This window comes from Aquabacterium soli, assembly GCF_003933735.1.
In the GTDB taxonomy this organism is placed as follows: domain Bacteria; phylum Pseudomonadota; class Gammaproteobacteria; order Burkholderiales; family Burkholderiaceae_C; genus Aquabacterium; species Aquabacterium soli.
The window spans coordinates 29,442-47,067 of the sequence record NZ_RSED01000028.1 but is presented as its reverse complement, the minus strand read 5'-3'; the positions used below and the strand labels follow the sequence as shown (position 1 = coordinate 47,067).

The window sequence follows — 17,626 nt, the reverse complement described above, 5'->3', positions numbered from 1 at the left end:
GAATCAGGGGGGCGTTTCAGCCGCAGGTGGCCCGGGTGTAGGCCGATGCCTGGTTCGCAGAGTACAACCCGGCCGTCAATGTCGTGCGCCGAGCGATGCAAACCAGAGCCGCTGTCTGTATCGTCGAGGATCGCGTAGGGCTCGCCGTGGTGATGCTCGCGCAGCCACGCATCGACCGCTTCGAGGCGAGTACCGCCAGGCTGCGGCGGAGCCGCCCAGGCTGGATGAAGAGGCGAAATTTCCCTGGGGAAATTTCCGACTGCGAGAAGGCGTTCGAAGCCCTCCTGATTCATGAAGCGTGTCCAGTTGCTCGTGATGACCACTCGCGCGCCTTGTTCGATGAGTTCCGAAAGCACCTGGATCGCGGGCGGATGCACCAGCCTGCTGCACATGTCGTCGTCCATCTGCGGCCGGTGCTTGTCAAAGTCGACAGTTCGGCGGAGGACGAGCACATCGTCGATGTCGGTGAAAAGGATCGCGTTCATGTAAACAATTTCGCCTTGGCGCGATTCACAACAGTGTCTAAGACGCCCTCAGGGGCGGGCGGCTGGCCGGCCGCTTTGTACGGCACAAACGCGATACTCACTTCAAGCTGTTCAGCTACACGTTCGTACTCGCCAATACTGACATCAACATCACCGGCCAAGACGCGCGCCATTGTGGCTCGCGACACGGATGCTCGAAAGGCGATCATGTCCGCCCGCCAGCTCGACGCCCGCAGGGCAGCGCGCAGTTGCTTCGACAGGTGCTTGTTACGCATCACCCTCGAAGATGGGTGTCGCACAACGCAGCCAGGTACCCGCCGACGTCGTGCACTACGCAGGGCGCTCCGCACTTTTGGCACGTCCGCTCTGATTGTTCGCAAGCGGTACGGATGAGTGCATGCACGCGGTCCATAGCATCTTCCACCGGCAGCGACTTGACATCGGCCAGCGAGCGCTCGACCAAGTAGAACCGGAGACCCGCGAACTTCTCTTTGATTTGCCGCACCTCGATCTTCTCGCAGCCCTGCGGGCCGAGCTCGGCCTCGATGCTTCGACATAGCTCATCGACAAGCGGGTACCAGCCAGCGGGCACGTAACTAGCGACTGCCGGCAGGCGGCCGCGAAACAGCACTGGATGTGTCGCGACGAGACGGTGCAACGCGGGGTCAATGGGGTCGCCGTCTTGATCGAAAAGCGGTGGGTTTGATGAGCTGGACATGCGTCATCGTACCCATCCGCGGCAGGCTTTGCAGCGACTTGGCACCGCGCAAGTTCTTGCCTATACGCTGCGGTATCTTCTTGGCCATGCTCACCTTCTCCACCCACAAACTGCGCGACTTGTTCCTCGCAGCAGGAGTACAGCCAACACAGTCACTGCTCGACCTGGCTCTGCCGGAAGTGCTACTCGGGGCGCTGCGGGTGTACTACACGCGAAGCATGGGCCCAGCGTTCAAGGCGCCTCCACCGGCGGGCGCCGAGCGCGATGCGGTTTGGTACATCGACGAGCGGCGGCTGACGGTCCTGGTGGGCAGGTTGAGTTGCCCGCTGGCGGAGCTGACCTACGAGGCTGCGGAGGACGCCCTTGACGACATCTACGAGATGGTTGATGAGCCTGAGCGCAGGCTCTTGCTTATCGCGTTCATGCAGGCTGTAGAGTTCGGGACAGAGCTCACGCGCGATGAGCTGCGCGAGCTGCGTGCCTACGCTGTAGCAGCGGGGATGTAGTCCTACCTAGCGACCGCCAGAAAATCGGCCAGTGCGTCCATCTTGTGCCACCAGAAGACGAACACATTCTGCGACTGCGCGGTGGCGACGTTGTCGGCTTTGAAAACGCCTCTAATGGCCGCGGCTGCAACAACGCTCGAGTGCCCAAACTCTCGATGCCAGTCACCTTAGAAGCGGGTCGCTGGCCTATACAGGGTGCAGGCGCCTTGCCTGTCTCCAAAGAGGACACAGATGTTCAATACAACCAAGTACGGGTATGCCTGCGGCTCTCGTGAAGCGATGCAGCAGCAGGCAGCCAGGAGCGTTGGGCCGAAGACCCCAGACCAGGCGGCCGAGCGACTGTCGGCAATACGGAGGATCGCGATGACAGCCGGCCGGCCAGTGTCGCCACGCAAACCGAATCAGGACTGACCGAACTTACGAAGCCCGCCGAGTGCGGGCTTCACTGTATGAAGCCGTGGGACTTCAATTCGGTTGCTGCCCGCGCGCGCAGTTCAGGGAGATTCAGCTGCCTGAGCTCTTCGGCCGCTAGGCCCACGGCAAGGTTGGAAGCCCCCGAACGCACGAGGCACAGGAGCAGCTGGCTGAGCAAGGCGGGCGACATCGCCGCAGTCGCCCCCAGGGCTTGACTTCAAAGCAAAGACGAATTGGAGGCGGCATCTGCAGACATCTTCCCATTAAGGATATCGTCCATTCGCCGGGTATCTACGTCGTCGTAGAAAGCTGCGGGTGGCGCAAGCAGCAAGGCTTTCGCTTGCTCCATGTCGCCCTCAAGCCATTGCGTCCATGAATGAGGTTCAATGTGGGCTTCGCCCCTCTTATCCTGCATGTCGAGCGGTAAGGGCTGGCCTGTCTCTCCGTCGCGCTCTGGCTTATGAAGGCGATTGAGCAACGGATGCTCATTGACGTTGAAAGTCAGCATCGCATAGTTCGGCACGATCTCGCCCGTGCTGGGGTCTGTCCATTCCGACCAAATGCCAGCCACCATCCATGGCAGCCCGTCGGCGCGCTTGAGCTGCCACCACACACATTTGCCCGACTCCCAGTTGGGCTCCTGAAGCCATTCCGCGGGGATCAGGCACCGCCGCCCCTGCTTCCACGCGTCCTTGAACGCCGGCAATTTGGCAACCGACTCGATGCGAGCATTGTTCTTGAGCATGGGCTCACGCCGAGGCTTGCCGCCTGGCTTGGCCGGTGGCCGCTCCTTGTACTCGATGCGCTCCTTTTGGCCAGGCCTGATCATTCCCCATTGGCCTTGTCGCACCTCAAGGCCACCTTTTCCGTCAGAGACGATGAAGACGCCGGTATCGAAAGGCCCGATGTTCAGCTTCTCTGGCCAGGACATGAGGCGAACACGCGCCATCTGCGCCCGCAGATACGCCACCAAATCGTCCTTGGGGGTAAGCCTATGCAGATTGCACATGTTCGGGCGCTGCGCGCTTTTGCATCACGGGAAACAAGTAACGGGCTCGACATCCGGCCACCGGATCTGATACTGTATATGCATACAGCAAAAAATCATGCAGACCGCCACCGCCCCCGCCTTGCAAATCGGCCTCCAGCATACGCTGGGGCGATTGCCTGCATCCGTCGAACGGGCGATGTGGCGGGGCTCGGAGCTTGGAAGCAGGCTCGACCCAGTCCAGCCTACCGGGTGGGATTCGTTGGATCAAGAGCTTCCAGGGGGCGGATGGCCGACCAGGTCCGTGACCGAGGTGCTCACGGCTCAGCCCGCCGTGCTCGAATGGAGACTGCTTGGACACGCCTTGAAGGTCATGACAAGCAAAGGCGCACAGGTGGTCGCCGTGGGCACCCCTCGCGCGCCTCATCTTCCAGGCTTGCTGCACGAGGGGCTGAGTGAGCGCCAGTTCATTTGGATCCAGGCCGATGCACCAGCGGAGCGGCTTTGGGTAACAGAGCAGTTGATCAAGTCCAACGCAGTGGGCGCTGTTTTGGCTTGGCTACCTCAGGCGCGCCAGGAACAGATCAGGCGCTTGCAGGTGTGTGCACAAGGCTTTGAAGGCCTGGCAATCCTGTTTCGCGCGAGCGCAGCGCGGCGTGAAGCGTCGGCTGCGCCACTGCGCCTCTCCGCGACGGTGGGGCTGGATTGGGAGTTGCAAGTCGAGGTTTTCAAGCGCCGAGGGCCGGCGCATGAAGGTCAGGTCTTGCTGCCCTCCATCCCAGGGGGCCTAAGTCCTGTCTTGACGCCACGGCTCATGAAGCCAAGTGTCCTGATCAACCGTGAGGCACCCGATGTTGTGGGCCGCCCTGCAGTTACCTCGCGACAGCGCGCAACGGCTTGATGAACAGCTTCACGGACTCTCGATCTGGGCGCTTCAATTCACGCCCCGGGTCGCTGTCTCCGCCGAAGCTGTTGTCATGGAGGTCGAAGCGAGCGTGCGCCTGTTCAAGGGAAGGCGAGCGCTGCGCGACCGCGTGGTGCAGGAAGCGCCTGACCTCGGGGTTGTCCAGGTAGCCTGGGCTCCCACTGCCATGGCCGCTGTGGCGCTGGCCAGGGCTGGCAAAGAGAACGGCGTGCGCCGCCCTCTGGCTGAGGTGCTCGATGGCCTGGCCTTCGGTGTGCTCGATGCCACGCAGCCGCATGCCACCACCCTCACGCAGCTAGGCTGCAGGACGCTGGGCGACATCCGTGCCCTTCCAAGAGGTGGCATCAGCCGGCGTTTTGGCAAGGACTTGTTGATCGCCTTGGACCAAGCCTATGGCTTGCGCCCTGAAGTGCACAAGTGGGTGGAACTGCCTGAGGCCTTCAAAGCCAGGCTGGAGTTGCCCCATCGCGTCGATACGGCCCCGGCCCTTCTCTTCGGTGCACGCCGCCTGGTGGTTCAAATGTGCGGTTGGCTGGCAGCCCGCCATGCTGGCACCACTGCATTCGCACTGCGGTGGTGTCACGACACCATGCGCTCGAAGGCCGCGGGCGAAGGCGGGGAGATCGTGATCCGCACTGCCGAGGCGATGCGCGAGGTCGAGCACTTGTGCAGGCTGCTTGCAGAGAACCTGGCGAAGGTTGAGTTGCTTGCTCCGGCCGGAGACCTGGAGGTCGAAGCGCTGGAAGTCCATGCACTTGAAGAGCGCAGTGCATCGTTGCTGCCTGACCAAGGCCAAGCCGGTGAATCTCTGGGCCTCGTGCTTGAACGAATAGCGGCTCGCTTGGGCGCACACAAGGTTTTGAGGCCCCATCTCTGTGACGACCACCGCATCGAATGGATGCAGCAGTGGCAGCCCGCACCGGAACGTATGGTGAAACGGTCACCCGCCAGCGGCGCCTTGCCCCAACCGACCTTTGTGTTCGATAAGCCGCTACGGCTGGCAGTGCGCAACCACCGACCGATGTATCAGGGCCCGCTTCAGCTGCTGACCGGGCCCCACCGTGTGGAAGGTGGCTGGTGGCACAGGGTTGGCACTGGCGACGATGAGCACGCCTGCACCGTGGTGCGCGACTACTGGCTGGCGCTCAGCGAGCACTGCGGCACGCTGTGGGTTTTCTCTGAGCGGCTGGCTCAGGAAGAAACGGCCTGGTACCTGCACGGGACCTTCGCATGACCGCTGCGCAGTCCATCATTCCGCCATACGCAGAGCTCAGGTGCGTGTCGAACTTCTCTTTCCTCAAGGGCGCGAGCTGGCCTGAAGAACTCGTCGAGCGGGCCAAGTCGCTTCGATACGCAGCCCTGGCGATCACCGATGAGTGCTCGTTGGCAGGTGTGGTGCGCGCCCATGTCGCAGCCAAGGAGCACAAGCTCAAACTGCTCATTGGCAGCCAGTTCTTCGTTCAGTGCGCCACGCCGTTCACCCTGGTTGTCCTGGCCTGCAATGCCGACGGGTACGCCAACCTGTGCCAGTTCATCACCAGGCTGCGCCGCGCATCTGCCAAAGGCACGTACCGGCTGCTCCTGGAAGACATCGACCCAGCTGACCTGGCCGACTGCGTTGTGCTGGCATCACCGGATCGGACCTCAACGCGCGAGCAGCTTCTCGTGCTCTCGCGCTGGCTGTTGACCAATTTCATTGGCCGTTGCTGGCTGGCCGTGGAGCTGCACAGGCACATCGACGATGAGATGTGGCTTCATAAGCTGCGGCAAGCCAGCGAACTCACCGCCATTCCCCTGGTGGCCAGCGGTGACGCTCACATGCATGTGCGTTCACGCAAGCCATTGCAGGACGTCTTGACCGCCGTGCGCGTGGGCCGGCCTCTGACCGAATGCGGGTTGGATTTGCAGCCTAACGCCGAGCGGCATTTGCGCACCAAGCTGCGCCTGTCTCAACGGTATCCGGCCGAACTCATGGCTGAGACCTTGCGGGTCAGCGAGCGATGCCATTTCAGCCTGGATGAGCTGGCCTATCAGTACCCGGCCGAGGTGGTCCCAGCGAACAAGACGCCAAGTGCCTACCTTCGACAGCTCACCTACGAAGGGGCCGGGCGACGTTGGCCAGGCGGCATGCCGGCCAAGGTACAGGCTCAGATCGAGCATGAGCTGGAACTCATCGCCGAAATGAAGTACGAGCACTACTTCCTCACGGTGGCCGACATCGTTCAGTTCGCCAGGTCACAGCACATCCTCTGCCAGGGACGGGGCAGCGCCGCCAACTCGGTGGTGTGCTACTGCATCGGGGTCACGGAGGTGGACCCTGCTCGCATGAGCGTGCTTTTCGAGCGCTTCATCTCCAAGGAGCGTGGCGAGCCGCCAGACATCGACATCGACTTCGAGCACCAGCGCCGCGAAGAAGTCATCCAGTACCTGTACAACAAGTACGGCCGTGAACGCGCAGCGCTGACGGCAGTCGTCATCTCCTATCGGCCGCGCTCGGCCATCAGGGATGTGGGCAAGGCCCTTGGCTTCGATGCGGACATCATAGACGCCATGGCCAAGAACATGATGTGGTGGGACAGGTCGATGGCCGCGGTTCGCCTCGCCGAGGCGGGGTTGGACATCAATACGCTGGCAGCCCAGCAATTGCTGCAGCTCACCGAGCAGTTGCTGGGATTCCCCCGCCACCTGTCCCAGCATCCTGGCGGTTTTGTCCTCACTAAGGGGCCGCTGAGCCACATGGTGCCCATCGAGAACGCTGCGATGGAGGACCGCACCATCATCCAGTGGGACAAGGACGACATCGACGCTCTTGGGCTGCTGAAAGTAGACGTGCTGGCCCTTGGCATGCTGTCTGCCATCCGGCGATGCCTGGAACTGGTGGGCGAGCGCAAGGGCCATGTCTTCGAAATGCAGGACATTCCGGCAGAGGACCCCAAGACCTACGACATGATCTGCAAGGCCGACACGGTCGGCGTCTTCCAGATCGAGTCACGCGCGCAGATGTCGATGCTTCCGAGGCACCGGCCCCGCACCTTCTATGACCTGGTCATCCAGGTCGCCATCGTGCGCCCCGGCCCGATTCAGGGCGGCTCTGTCCACCCATACCTTGAGCGAAGGCAGGGTAAGACGCCGGTGTCCTACCCTTCAGAGGCTCTGAAAGAGGCCTTGGGCCGCACGATGGGTGTGCCGATCTTCCAGGAGCAAGTGATGCAGATCGCAATCATCGCGGCCGGGTTCACGCCGGGTGAGGCCGATGGGCTGCGGCGCGCCATGGCGGCCTGGAAGCGCAAGGGTGGCCTGCACAAGTATTACGACCGGCTCGTCAAGGGCATGATCGAGCGCGGCTACACGGACGAGTTCGCTGAGGGCATCTACAAGCAGATCCACGGCTTCAGCGAATACGGCTTCCCTGAAAGCCATGCGGCCTCTTTCGCTCTGCTGGTCTACGCCTCCTGTTGGCTGAAGTGCCACCATCCGGCCGAGTTCTTGACGGCTATGCTGAACAGCCAGCCTCTCGGCTTTTACTCTCCCAGCCAGCTTGTGCAGGATGCCCGGCGCCATGACATCGAGGTGCGACCTCCTGATGTGCTCTACAGCAGCTGGGACAGCACCCTTGAAGGCGTATCCGAACCGCCAGCCGTGCGCCTCGGGCTGCGGCTTGTCTGCGGGCTGAAAGAAGCGTCCGTGGTTCGAATCATTCAAGCGAGAAGCAGCATGCCCTTCGATTGCGCGGAAGACCTGGCGCGCCGGGCGGATCTTGACCGTGGCGACATGCGCCTGCTGGCCGGCGCCGACGCTCTGCTGAGCTTGAGCGGCCACCGTCGCCAGCAGGTCTGGGAAGCCTCTGCCTTGGCCAGGCCGCCTCAGTTGCTGAAAGACGCTGCGGTCGATGAAGACTTCCTCGAACTACCTGCGGCCATGGAAGGCGAAGAGGTGGTGCACGACTACTCGACCATCGGGCTGACCTTGCGAAGCCACCCGATGGCCTTGCTTCGCCCGCAGCTGGCCCAGCGCAAGCTCTTGAGTGCCCGAGACTTGGAGGACGCCCCGAGCGGTCGCATTGTTCGATACGCTGGAATCGTCACCATCCGGCAGCAGCCCGACACCGCCAACGGCACCATCTTCATCTCTTTGGAAGACGAGACAGGGGTTGTCCAGGCCATTGTTTGGCGCCGGCTGCGTGAACGCCAGCGCAAGGAAGTGCTGCATGCGCGACTGATGGCTGTTTATGGCACTTGGCAGCGCGAAGGGGACGTCAAGAACCTGATCGCAGGCCATCTTGAGGACTTGACTCACTTGCTCGGAGACCTCGAAACATCTTCGAGAGACTTTCATTGATTCCAGCACCAGACACGGAATTCAGATCCATTGCAGGCTATGTGAAGATTACATGCCATGCCTTCGCGATTCAGCCTTACTGGTCGTTCAACGCTGACGCCGCAGCTTCGCCAAACTAACTGTGTCGTACGTTCGCGACGCTTTGTTCGAATCCGTATAACCAAGAATTTGCCGTTTGCCACCCGCCTGGAGCTGCTTCTGCTCAGCTTGCTTTTTCCGATCCTCCTCGAGCTGGGCCGCCACTTCGGAGACGGTGACCGGCTGCAAGTCGATTTGTGCCGCTCAACGCTCCACCGCGCGCCGACACCTGGCTTTGACGTAGTAGGTTAGAAGCGCAGTAGATTCGGCTTTGCCACAGCCCGCTATTGCCGCGACAGAGAAAAGGAGGACGGCACGGACGTGGCCTCTACTGATCGAGGGAGATTCGACGCGCTCGTCGCGCGGTGATGGATGGACCTCGTGTTGGTTCTATACGGTGTGCAGGCGCTGTGCCTGGCTCTCAAGAGGAAACGCGATGGACACGACCCCAAGTCACTTCGGCTACGCATCTGACGCACGCAGCGCAATGAAAGAACAATGTGCTCGCAGTTCGGCGTCGCCCCCGGCAGAGCTGGCTGCCAGGGAGCTGCACGCTCGGCGTCTTGCTCTTCTCGCTGGCCGGCCCGTGGAAAACAAGCAGCAAGGGCAGGCCTAGGCCAATCTCTCCAAGCCCGCCACGCGCGGGCTTTTTCATGCCTGGGCTCAGTGCAGGGGGCAGGTCACAGTGGGTATCAACACGAGACGTTCGAATCTACGGTCAGCACTACCAAGCTGACCTTGGGCTCAGCGGCACCTCCATTCCGAAGGTCATTCGTACACGGTGCTGCAGCAGATGGGGTGCTGCCGCTATATCAGCGGGACGAGTGCAAACAGCACGGAAAAGCACTTTTACGATCAACGATAAGCACTATCACATCCTTTGCAAGCACTTTTACCATCGGAGAGAGCACTTTTACAATCAAGTTTGCCGGCAAAGTGGCTGTGGAGGTTGAGTTTTTCAACGACGGGGCGCCCTAATCCTAGAACCTATTGCCTTCCCCCCATCTATAGAAGACTTACCGCAAGGAGCCCACCCGTTTACACCCTCGGGTGCGGAAGCAAGCTGAAGCGCAGAAGTCCATCGCGAGCCTACGGCTCGCGACTTGGTGGCCCGCAGGTCTCACGCTGCAGCACTCAAGTCTTGCGCTTCTCTGAAGCGCCCCGCGGCTTTGCTCGAGACACTCGCCAGACCCATGTCCCTCTCGCGCCCTGGACAGCTTGAACTTTCCAGCCTTCTAGCGCACCGACAGCAGCCACTGCTTGCGCGAGCAGCCGGCGCCGATGTTTGCGAATCGCATCGGTATCCGCTTCGTCGGCTCCCCAGATCATGTGCTCCATGTCGCCTTGTGTGAACTCGCGCGAGGTACCTTCGTTAACGTTGGAAAGCCGGAAGTGGAGCAGGCGAGCAACGTCTGCCCGCAGCTCCCTCGCCTCTACCATGTCGACCTTCAGATACTGCTTGCCGTTGGAACCCGCACCCAGCGCACCCATCAATTCAGCGCAAAAGCTGACTCGAAATCCCTGCCTGGTATCGCAGGATCGGTCAGCGCTTACCAACGGTTCGCCTCCATCAGCTCGGTCGCTGGCAGTGACACGCACACTGGCCAGTCGCTGCAATGACTTCTGCAACTGTTCGCTGCGGCGGCCGCTGGTGGACCGTGGTTCAACAGTTTCACCGGCCTTAGAGCGGACACCGCATGCTCGCACCAGCTCCTGCCATCCACCTTTCAGCACTGCCAAGTCTGCAGATCCAGCAGCAAGGCGCCCCATGCCGGCGGCAGTAGCCATGGACATAAGCCCTTGCAGAACACGCAGATCGCTGACACCGAGCTGTTCTGGGCCGCTAAAGCTCACTGTTCGCTTCAGCTTCTGGTAAACAAAGGTCACCTGGAGCGCCGAGCCCTCCCCGGGCCCCCGGCGCTTTCGCTTATCAAGGCTGACGAATAACCCGGGAGCAAGCACGGTAGCCCGGTCGAAGCGAGCAACAAAAGGAGTCAGGGTACTAAGCGGAGGTGACGGCATGGCTTCACGGAGCCTATGGCAACTACTTATGAGGGCGGCTGAGCGGGGACAGTCGGTCAATGTGCCTTGAACGGTTCTGGCAGCTTCGCCGGAAAAGCTCGCGCGCAGAGCGTCTTCTCCGCCGGAACCAGATATTGGGCTCAGCGCCGTACAGAATTGTGAGCGTTCAGTCCTCCCCACACAGCTGACTTTGCTGCTTGACGGCGTCTCGCTCTCTCGAGACGCCGCCCCATTCCCCACCGACCAAACCAGGGCAGACGGTCAGTTGACCGTCTGCAGCACATCATCGAAGGACCTCGCCACCAAGTAGCGCGCCGGGTTCTCACCAGTCGCCAGCGCAGCGAAGTGCGCGCGCCCGCACTCGATCTTGGCCCACTCCTTGTCACGCAGATCGTCGGCAAACAGGCTGCTCTTGGTCTCCACCACGAAGTACAGGCGTTGCACGCCGTCCTTCTGCAGCAGCACGGCCCAGTCTGGGTTGTAGTTGCCTAGCGGGGTGGGCACCTTAAACCAGTTGGGCAGCTTGGCGTACAGCACTACGTCCTGGTTGAACTCCAGCGCCTGGGCAAAGTCACGCTCGGTGGCAGAGTCGTAGACCACATGCTCGTGGATGGACTTGGCCGTTTCTTCAAGCATGCTCTTCAAGTAACCGGTCAGCTCCTGCTGCTCGAACAGCTCCTGGGCGTAGACCTGCTGGTCACCCAGCTTCTGGTACTTGATGCCGTCGACCAGCGCGAGGCGCTTGCAGCGGTTGATCTGCTCGGCCGTCTGCTCGATGAACTGCTGCGGATTGCGGCGGAAGTCATCCAAGCGCCCCGACTCGGTCAGGATGGTGACCAGGCTGCGGCGCGTCAGTTGGGTGCGGTCCTGCAGGTCCGTCAACAGGTCTGGCAGCTCGATGTCCGACTCGTCCAGCCCGACGGTGTAAGCGCCGTCCTTTTGCTCCTTGGTCTCGACCCCCGCCTTGCCGATGGCAATGTCGGCCTTCCGCCATTGCAGGCGCGCCTTGGGCATTGGCGGCGCATCACGCAACGCCTTCGTGCAGTCTTGAAGCAGCTTCGCGTTGTCGAACTGAACCCGGTAGGTGGTCTTGTGCTTGATGCGGTCCCACAAGGCCTTGAACTCCTCGCCCAGCGTGATCGCCTTGCCATCTGCGCCCTTGCGCAGCGCCACCGTCTTGCGCTCGTCCGCGTTCTTCACCTCCAGGCGACCGCTCACCTTTCGCAGCAGCTCCAGCACCTGTGTTCGCTGTGCGGCGAACGCATCGGGCAATGCGAGCGTGCCGTCCTTCAGAGCTTGCCTCAGCGAGTCCTGCACCTTGCCCTTGGCGTCGATGTGGCCAGCAGCCTTCAAGTGTTCCCACAACAGCTTGGACTGTTCTACCCCGAGGGCCATCACCTGCCCGTCAGCGCCGACCACCGGAATGCCGGCGAACTGATGTGGCTCGACGATGCCGAAGCGGATGCCCGTGTCGGCCTCGATTTCCTTCTGCAGGTTCTCCGCGAAGGCCTCGTACGACTCGGTCGCTATGACGGTCAGGCGGTTGACGTCGAAGCCGCGCACTCGCTCCCCGGCCTGGTTCACGCACAGGCGTAAGCCGCGGCCAATGGTCTGGCGCCGTTCACGCTCGGAGCCCATCTCGCGCAGGGCGCAAATTTGGAACACGTTGGGGTTGTCCCAGCCTTCCTTGAGGGCCGAGTGGGAGAAGATGAACTTCAACGGCGTGGCGAAGTCCAAAAGCCGCTCCTTCTCCTTCATGATGAGGTTGTAAGCCCGCTCGGCGTTCTCGCGGCCAGCGGCGTTGTTGTCCGCGGTCTCCGTCCAGCCGCCCTTCTTGTCGATGGAGAAATAGCCGTTGTGCACCTCCTCGGCTGCCGTCGTCAGGTCCACCTCAGCGAACAGGCTCTGGTAGCTAGGCAGCTTGGCCGCGCGGCGGTACTCTTCCTCGCAGATGCGCGCGTAGTCGCCCTTCACCGCCTGGCCTTGTGCATCGAGTTTGCGGTAGCGATCCACCGACTCGATGAAGAACAGCGACAGCACCTTGATGCCCTTGGGTCGCAACAGCTTTTCCTTCTCCAGGTGTTCGCGGATCGTGCGGCGAATCATCTCGCGCTGCACGGCCAACTCGTCCACGCCGCCGTGCGCCTGGCCGATGGTCAGGGACACCTCACCACCGGGGTAGCGCAACTCGACGAACTCGAAGCCCTTGGCCGTGTTGATTTCACCGACGCGGTAGTCGGCATAGATCGCGCGCCCGGTGACCTGCTGCAGGTCGTCGCCGTCGCTGACGGACTCCTCCCGCAGCTTCGGCCCCGCCGCCTCTTGCACATGCAGTTCCAGCTGCGCGCTGATGCGGCCGCGCTTGTTGGTGACGCCTACCAGCCGCACGTAGGGCTTGTTAAAGGCGTCCTCCACGGTAGCAGCTGCCACCTCGATCTGCTTGACCAACTTGCGCTCGTAGGCATCAACTGCGTCCAGCCGGAACACCATGTGGTGCTTGTCGGCATGAGTGGCCGAGTAACGCAAGGTGCACAGTGGGTTCATCGCATCCAGCGCGGTCTTGCCCGCACCGCTCAGGCCGCCGTCTACGCTCTGCGGTTCGTCGACGATGACGATGGGGTGCGTGGCCCGGATCAAGTCGATGGGTTTCTCCCCACCGGTCTTCTCGCTGTCCTTGTAGAGGTTGTTGACGTCCTTCTTGTTGATGGCTCCGACCGTCACTACCATCACCTGGATGGCCGAGCTGGTGGCGAAGTTCCGCACCTGCCCTAGCTTGGCCGAGTCGTACAGGAAGAAGTCCACGGGCACGCCGGCGTATAGGGCCTTGAAGTGCTCCTCGGTGATCTGCAGCGACTTGTAGACCCCCTCCTTGATGGCGACCGAGGGCACGACGATGACGAACTTGGTGAAACCGTAGCGCTTGTTCAGCTCGAAGATCGTGCGGAGGTAGACATAGGTCTTCCCTGTGCCAGTCTCCATCTCGACAGTGAAATCGCCAGAGGCCAGCGTGCCGGCTGGCGCCAGGCCGTTGCGCATTTGGACGTCCTGCAGATTCTTCAGCAACTGGTCATCGAGCAGGGTCAGGCGGTTGCCCACGCCCAGGTCGGTTTCGGCTACACCCAAGGTGAGCTGTTGTTCAGGCAGGCGCATCGTGACAGTGAACTCCGTCCGGCAGACCTCCTGACCTCGGAACAAGTCGCAGACCGACTCGATGGCCTGCTTCTGGTAATCCAGATCGGGCTCGAAATGCAGCTTCATGTCTTGGTCATTTCTAAGCTTTGCCTCAATCGAGGCGAAGAAAACATATAAATCAACAACTTAGCGCCGCCCTCTTTGCTAGACGGCTTTTTTGCACGGCGCAGCTTGTCGAGCGTAGAGATGCTCCAAAAGGGCTTGTGAAGGGGCAGCACTGCCAATCTTGGGCCCGCATCAAATCTAGCGACCGCTCCGAAAACGAAAAGAAATCAATAAAATCAACCACTTAGCAGAAGTTCGTTAGCTAATCAGCCGCCATGACACCTGGTTAGCTTTCCTCCGTGCTGCCCTCAGCCGGCCCTGGCAACCAAGTCGCTGTGGCCTTGGGGCCCACCCTGTGAATCAGTCCGCTGCGGCGCATTGCCTGAAGAAGGTTCCGCACCTTGCTGGCCTTCTGGGTTGAATCCAGCACGTCCGGCAGCTTGCTCAACAACAGGTCATCCAGCTCCTTGCGGGTGGCACTTCCGTACTTCGCCAGGTAGTCCGTCACCAGCGTTCGGTAGTACCCCTCGTCCAGCCCGCGATTGCGGATGTAGGCGGCCTTCTGGTTGGTCCAGTCAGCGACCTTCGCCGACACGTACAGGTTTGGCGAGCGCCCCTCGATCAGCTTCATCGTCCGGAGCTCCTGCACCTCGGCGGCCTGCAATGCCTTCTTCTTCTGCACGCGGTCCAAGAGAAGCACATCCCGAAGCGGAAGGTCCGTCCGCTTCATCAGCAACTGGCTGTACTTGACATCCAGCACCTGGCCAGGGATCGTCACCTCCACCCGGGGGTAACCACGCTCAGTCGTGTCCAGCACATAGTCCGGCAGAGGGAAGAAGCGGTCCCGCTGGGTCTGGAACATGCGGCGAATTCCGCTACCCACTTGGTCGATCATGCGCAGGCGGATCATGGCGTCGATGAGCCACTGGTTCCGGTAGTGCTCAGGCGGAGACTGGTGCTCGATCATCCACTCAACGCTCGGAGGAATGAATTGCCCCAGGTTCGAGAACACCAGTCGATCCGGGTGCTCCACCACGTTGACCTTCCCGCCAAGCCGGTAGTCCTGATGAGCAATGCAGTTGTGCAAGGCCTCACGGATCACCCAACTGTCGTAACGCTGGATAGCCGTCGGGAACAGGGTGCCATCCGGCATGTGTTCCACAGTCACGTTGCGAATGTGACCGAAAAGGCGGTCCGTAGAAAGCAACAGCGGCATACCGAAATGCTGCGAGGACTCCGTCCGGTTCTGGGCATCACGCAGCACCCAGCTCAGCTTCGCATCAGCAGGCGACAGGAAATGCGCCGACTCATCCCTGCCCAGAAGCAGCAGCGCTGCGCGCGTGACGCGCCCCGCCTTGGTCACACGCGCCTTGTTCAACAGCGTCGGTACATCCCAGCCCTGCGCCTCTGCCTTGATGCGCTCATGCTTGGACGAATCGGGTTCGGCCTTGAGCAGGTACTCGACAAAACGCCCCCGGGCAGCATCGACTGCGGTCGGATCAAGGTCATCGAGCGTCGCATCAGGAACCAGTTCTCCTGTCCAGTCCGTCTGCTGCCCGAGCAGGCCCCAGATGCGGAGCTCCTTGTCCGGGTGCTCGCTCAGCTTGGTCTTGTGGCTGTCCACACGGATGTAGCGCACCCCCTCAAATGCCAGCGGCGCAGAGCGCGGCGCCTGGATCGCCATCACCACCACGCGGCCACTCGGATGCTGCACTTCGTGGAACTCAAAATCCGGGCGCGGCAGTGTCTTCTGCGTCAACCACATGACCAGCGGCTGGTTTCCTTCACCCTTGGCCGCGAAGGGATCGAACGTCGTTCCCTTGACCTCATGCGTCACGTTGTCCACGCCCCAAACCAGCCAGGCTTGGTCATGGCGTGCCAGCACGGCCGAGTTGCCGAGGGCCGAGAGGTACTGGCCGATGTCTGCCGGCACGTCCCAGTTGAACTTGAACTCGAAGGTGCCACCCTCTCGCGGCTCGGCCCGCAGTCGGTCCACCAGGGCAATCAACGTGGACTGATCCATGGTCAGAGGCTCCGCACGTTCTGGATGCCGTGCTGCTGTAGGATGGCTGCCATGTTGGTCTTGGCCACGTCGTCGCCGAAAGCGCTGTCGCGGAACACGCAGGTGGTGTCGCCGGCCGGCGCGAGTTGCTGGTACCACTGAACGATGCCTTCGGCCAGCGTTTCCACCTCGGCGGTAGTGATGCTTTCGGCCAGGCAGGCCAGCAGCACGCCAGCGCCCACCGCATAGACGGACTTGCCAGCGATCATCTGCTGCTGGATGGGGACGCAGAGGTCAAGGCCGAGCTTGAGTAAAAGTTCGTACAGGAGGTCTTGCTCAGTGCGATCTGGCTGCAGATGCTCTTGATGGTCGAGGAGGGACTGCCCCAGCTCTGTCGCCTTCGGCATCCATGCACGGATGTTTGACTCGTCGAGCTTGAAAACGCGAAAACCGGCATCGACCTGCGCGGCCGGGTAGTCTGCCTTCACCTTCGATCTTGCACGCCGCAGGCGTTCTTTGGAAATGTCAGCGATGGTTTGGTAGCCGACGCGCGTCACAGGCTCCGGAAGTTGAACCAAGATGAATCGGAGCGCAGAGTCATCGCCAGCCGCATTGCACTCCATCGCAGCGTGACCGAAGGATGCCGATCCGCAAAAGAAGTCGAGGACGAGGTCATCGCTCCCGCAGAACAACTCGATTAATCTGCGCATAAGGCGAACGGGCTTCGGGGTATCGAACGGTGCATCGCCGTCGAACAACTCCTTCAGTTCTAGGGTCGCCTCCTTGTTATGTCCTGCAAAGCCGTAGTCCCACCATGTGTTCGGGGTGACGCCTCGCTCACTCTCAGCCAAAAAAGCCTTCAGCATCGGTCGAGCATCCTTGTTGACGCCCCACCAAATACGCCCGTCAGCCACCCACTTGTCGAACTGCTCTTTGTTGCAGCGCCAGTAGCGATTCGGTGGCGGGTCAAAGGAATTCCCCGTCGGGCCAGTGATGGTGAACATGCCAGCCGAATACGGCTTGCTGGCTGACAGGTCCTGAGCACGCCAGACACCTCGGGCATCTTTGTCCGGGTTCTTGTACGCAGCGAGCTGCTCCTCAGTTCGCTCAAGCGAGTTGACCTTCAGCGTCTCCTTGTTCTTCGCGTACACGACGATGAAGTCGTGCATGTCCGACAACCACTTCGCCGTCGCGTTAGAAACGTACCGCTTCTGCCACACGATGGTTGCGACATGGTTCTCCTCACCGAAGAGGTCGTCGCATACCTTGCGTAGATTGGCCTGCTCAACATCGTCAATCGAAACGCATAGCACGCCATCGTCCTGCAAGAGGTTCCTTGCCAACTTGAGGCGTGGGTAGAGCATGTTCAGCCAATCGGTATGGAATCGACCGCTGGCCTCCGTGTTGCTGCTGGTCTTCTGGCCCTCCTCCGTTTGGCCGGTCAGCTCGAGATAGTTTTGGATACTGTTCTGGAAGGAATCTGGGTAAACGAAGTCGTTGCCCGTGTTGTACGGCGGGTCGATGTAGATGAGCTTGACCTTGCCGGCGTAGCTCTTCTGCAACAGCTTCAGCACTTCGAGGTTGTCGCCCTCGATCATCAGGTTCTGCGTGCTGTCCCAGTCCACGCTCTCCTCGGGGCAGGGACGCAGCGTACCGGTGCTGGGCGTCAGGGCCAGTTGGCGCGCCCGGCGCTTGCCGTGCCAGTTCAGGCCGTACTTCTCGTCGACATCGGTGACCGTGGCATCGCCCACCAGGGCCTTGAGGACGTCCAGGTTGATGGCGCTGCCCTTGGGGCCTTCGGTGACAAGTTCGGGGAACAAGTCCTTGAGCTGGGCGATGGTGCCGGCCACCAGGTCGGCGGACTGGGCCTCGGGCGCGCCGGCGGCTATCTTTTGCATGTTCGATTTCGTCAT

Annotated in this window: 12 protein-coding genes and 1 pseudogene; 4 read left to right on the top strand and 9 right to left on the bottom strand. The window is 61.4% G+C overall.

Annotated features, from left to right (window positions below):
* The 3 genes from EIP75_RS22145 to EIP75_RS22135 all read right to left on the bottom strand — a co-directional run.
* Positions 1 to 485: HAD domain-containing protein (locus EIP75_RS22145; RefSeq protein ID WP_148100977.1), on the bottom strand; the 485-nt coding region annotated here is incomplete at its 3' end.
* Positions 482 to 760, bottom strand: coding sequence for a helix-turn-helix domain-containing protein (locus EIP75_RS22140; RefSeq protein ID WP_125245375.1), 279 nt, complete (start codon positions 758 to 760; stop codon positions 482 to 484). The genes EIP75_RS22145 and EIP75_RS22140, both read right to left, overlap by 4 nt.
* Positions 760 to 1,203: a hypothetical protein gene (locus EIP75_RS22135; RefSeq protein ID WP_125245374.1), complete on the bottom strand. Its 444-nt coding sequence runs from the start codon at positions 1,201 to 1,203 to the stop codon at positions 760 to 762. Before EIP75_RS22135 ends, EIP75_RS22140 begins: the two co-directional genes overlap by 1 nt.
* Before the next feature lie 86 nt (positions 1,204 to 1,289).
* Between EIP75_RS22135 and EIP75_RS22130 the strand changes: the two genes are divergently transcribed.
* Positions 1,290 to 1,709 (top strand): hypothetical protein, encoded by a 420-nt coding sequence (locus EIP75_RS22130; RefSeq protein ID WP_125245373.1) that lies wholly within the window; start codon positions 1,290 to 1,292, stop codon positions 1,707 to 1,709.
* Between the two features lie 2 nt (positions 1,710 to 1,711).
* On the opposite strand, the pseudogene EIP75_RS25070 reads toward EIP75_RS22130, so the two are convergent.
* Both EIP75_RS25070 and EIP75_RS22125 read right to left on the bottom strand, forming a co-directional pair.
* A pseudogene (locus EIP75_RS25070) lies at positions 1,712 to 1,861 on the bottom strand (XamI family restriction endonuclease); the annotation flags it as partial.
* A gap of 479 nt (positions 1,862 to 2,340) precedes the next feature.
* Entirely contained in the window at positions 2,341 to 3,132 is a 792-nt protein-coding gene (locus EIP75_RS22125; RefSeq protein ID WP_125245372.1) for an SOS response-associated peptidase family protein, read from the bottom strand.
* Between the two features lie 97 nt (positions 3,133 to 3,229).
* On the opposite strand from EIP75_RS22125, the gene imuA reads away from it, so the two are divergent.
* The 3 genes from imuA to EIP75_RS22110 are packed head-to-tail and all read left to right on the top strand — an operon-like array spanning position 3,230 to position 8,374.
* Positions 3,230 to 4,012, top strand: a complete 783-nt coding sequence (gene imuA / locus EIP75_RS22120; protein ID WP_233584994.1) for a translesion DNA synthesis-associated protein ImuA — start codon at positions 3,230 to 3,232, stop codon at positions 4,010 to 4,012.
* Positions 3,963 to 5,270, top strand: coding sequence for a Y-family DNA polymerase (locus EIP75_RS22115; protein WP_125245371.1), 1,308 nt, complete (start codon positions 3,963 to 3,965; stop codon positions 5,268 to 5,270). The genes imuA and EIP75_RS22115 overlap by 50 nt, the downstream gene beginning before the upstream one ends.
* The gene (locus tag EIP75_RS22110) at positions 5,267 to 8,374 is read left to right on the top strand and encodes an error-prone DNA polymerase (RefSeq protein ID WP_125245370.1); all 3,108 of its coding nucleotides are present in this window, start codon (positions 5,267 to 5,269) and stop codon (positions 8,372 to 8,374) included. The genes EIP75_RS22115 and EIP75_RS22110 overlap by 4 nt, the downstream gene beginning before the upstream one ends.
* Before the next feature lie 1,212 nt (positions 8,375 to 9,586).
* On the opposite strand, the gene repC is transcribed toward EIP75_RS22110, so the two are convergent.
* The 4 genes from repC to EIP75_RS22090 all read right to left on the bottom strand — a co-directional run bounded on the left by repC (position 9,587) and on the right by EIP75_RS22090 (position 17,626).
* The gene (repC, locus tag EIP75_RS22105; RefSeq protein WP_125245369.1) at positions 9,587 to 10,474 is read right to left on the bottom strand and encodes a replication protein C, IncQ-type; all 888 of its coding nucleotides are present in this window, start codon (positions 10,472 to 10,474) and stop codon (positions 9,587 to 9,589) included.
* Between the two features lie 261 nt (positions 10,475 to 10,735).
* Positions 10,736 to 13,732, bottom strand: a complete 2,997-nt coding sequence (locus EIP75_RS22100; protein WP_125245368.1) for a type III restriction-modification system endonuclease — start codon at positions 13,730 to 13,732, stop codon at positions 10,736 to 10,738.
* Positions 13,733 to 13,997: 265 nt separating this feature from the next.
* Positions 13,998 to 15,734, bottom strand: coding sequence for an RNA-binding domain-containing protein (locus EIP75_RS22095; protein WP_125245367.1), 1,737 nt, complete (start codon positions 15,732 to 15,734; stop codon positions 13,998 to 14,000).
* Positions 15,735 to 15,736: 2 nt separating this feature from the next.
* Positions 15,737 to 17,626 (bottom strand): site-specific DNA-methyltransferase, encoded by a 1,890-nt coding sequence (locus tag EIP75_RS22090; protein WP_420797181.1) that lies wholly within the window; start codon positions 17,624 to 17,626, stop codon positions 15,737 to 15,739.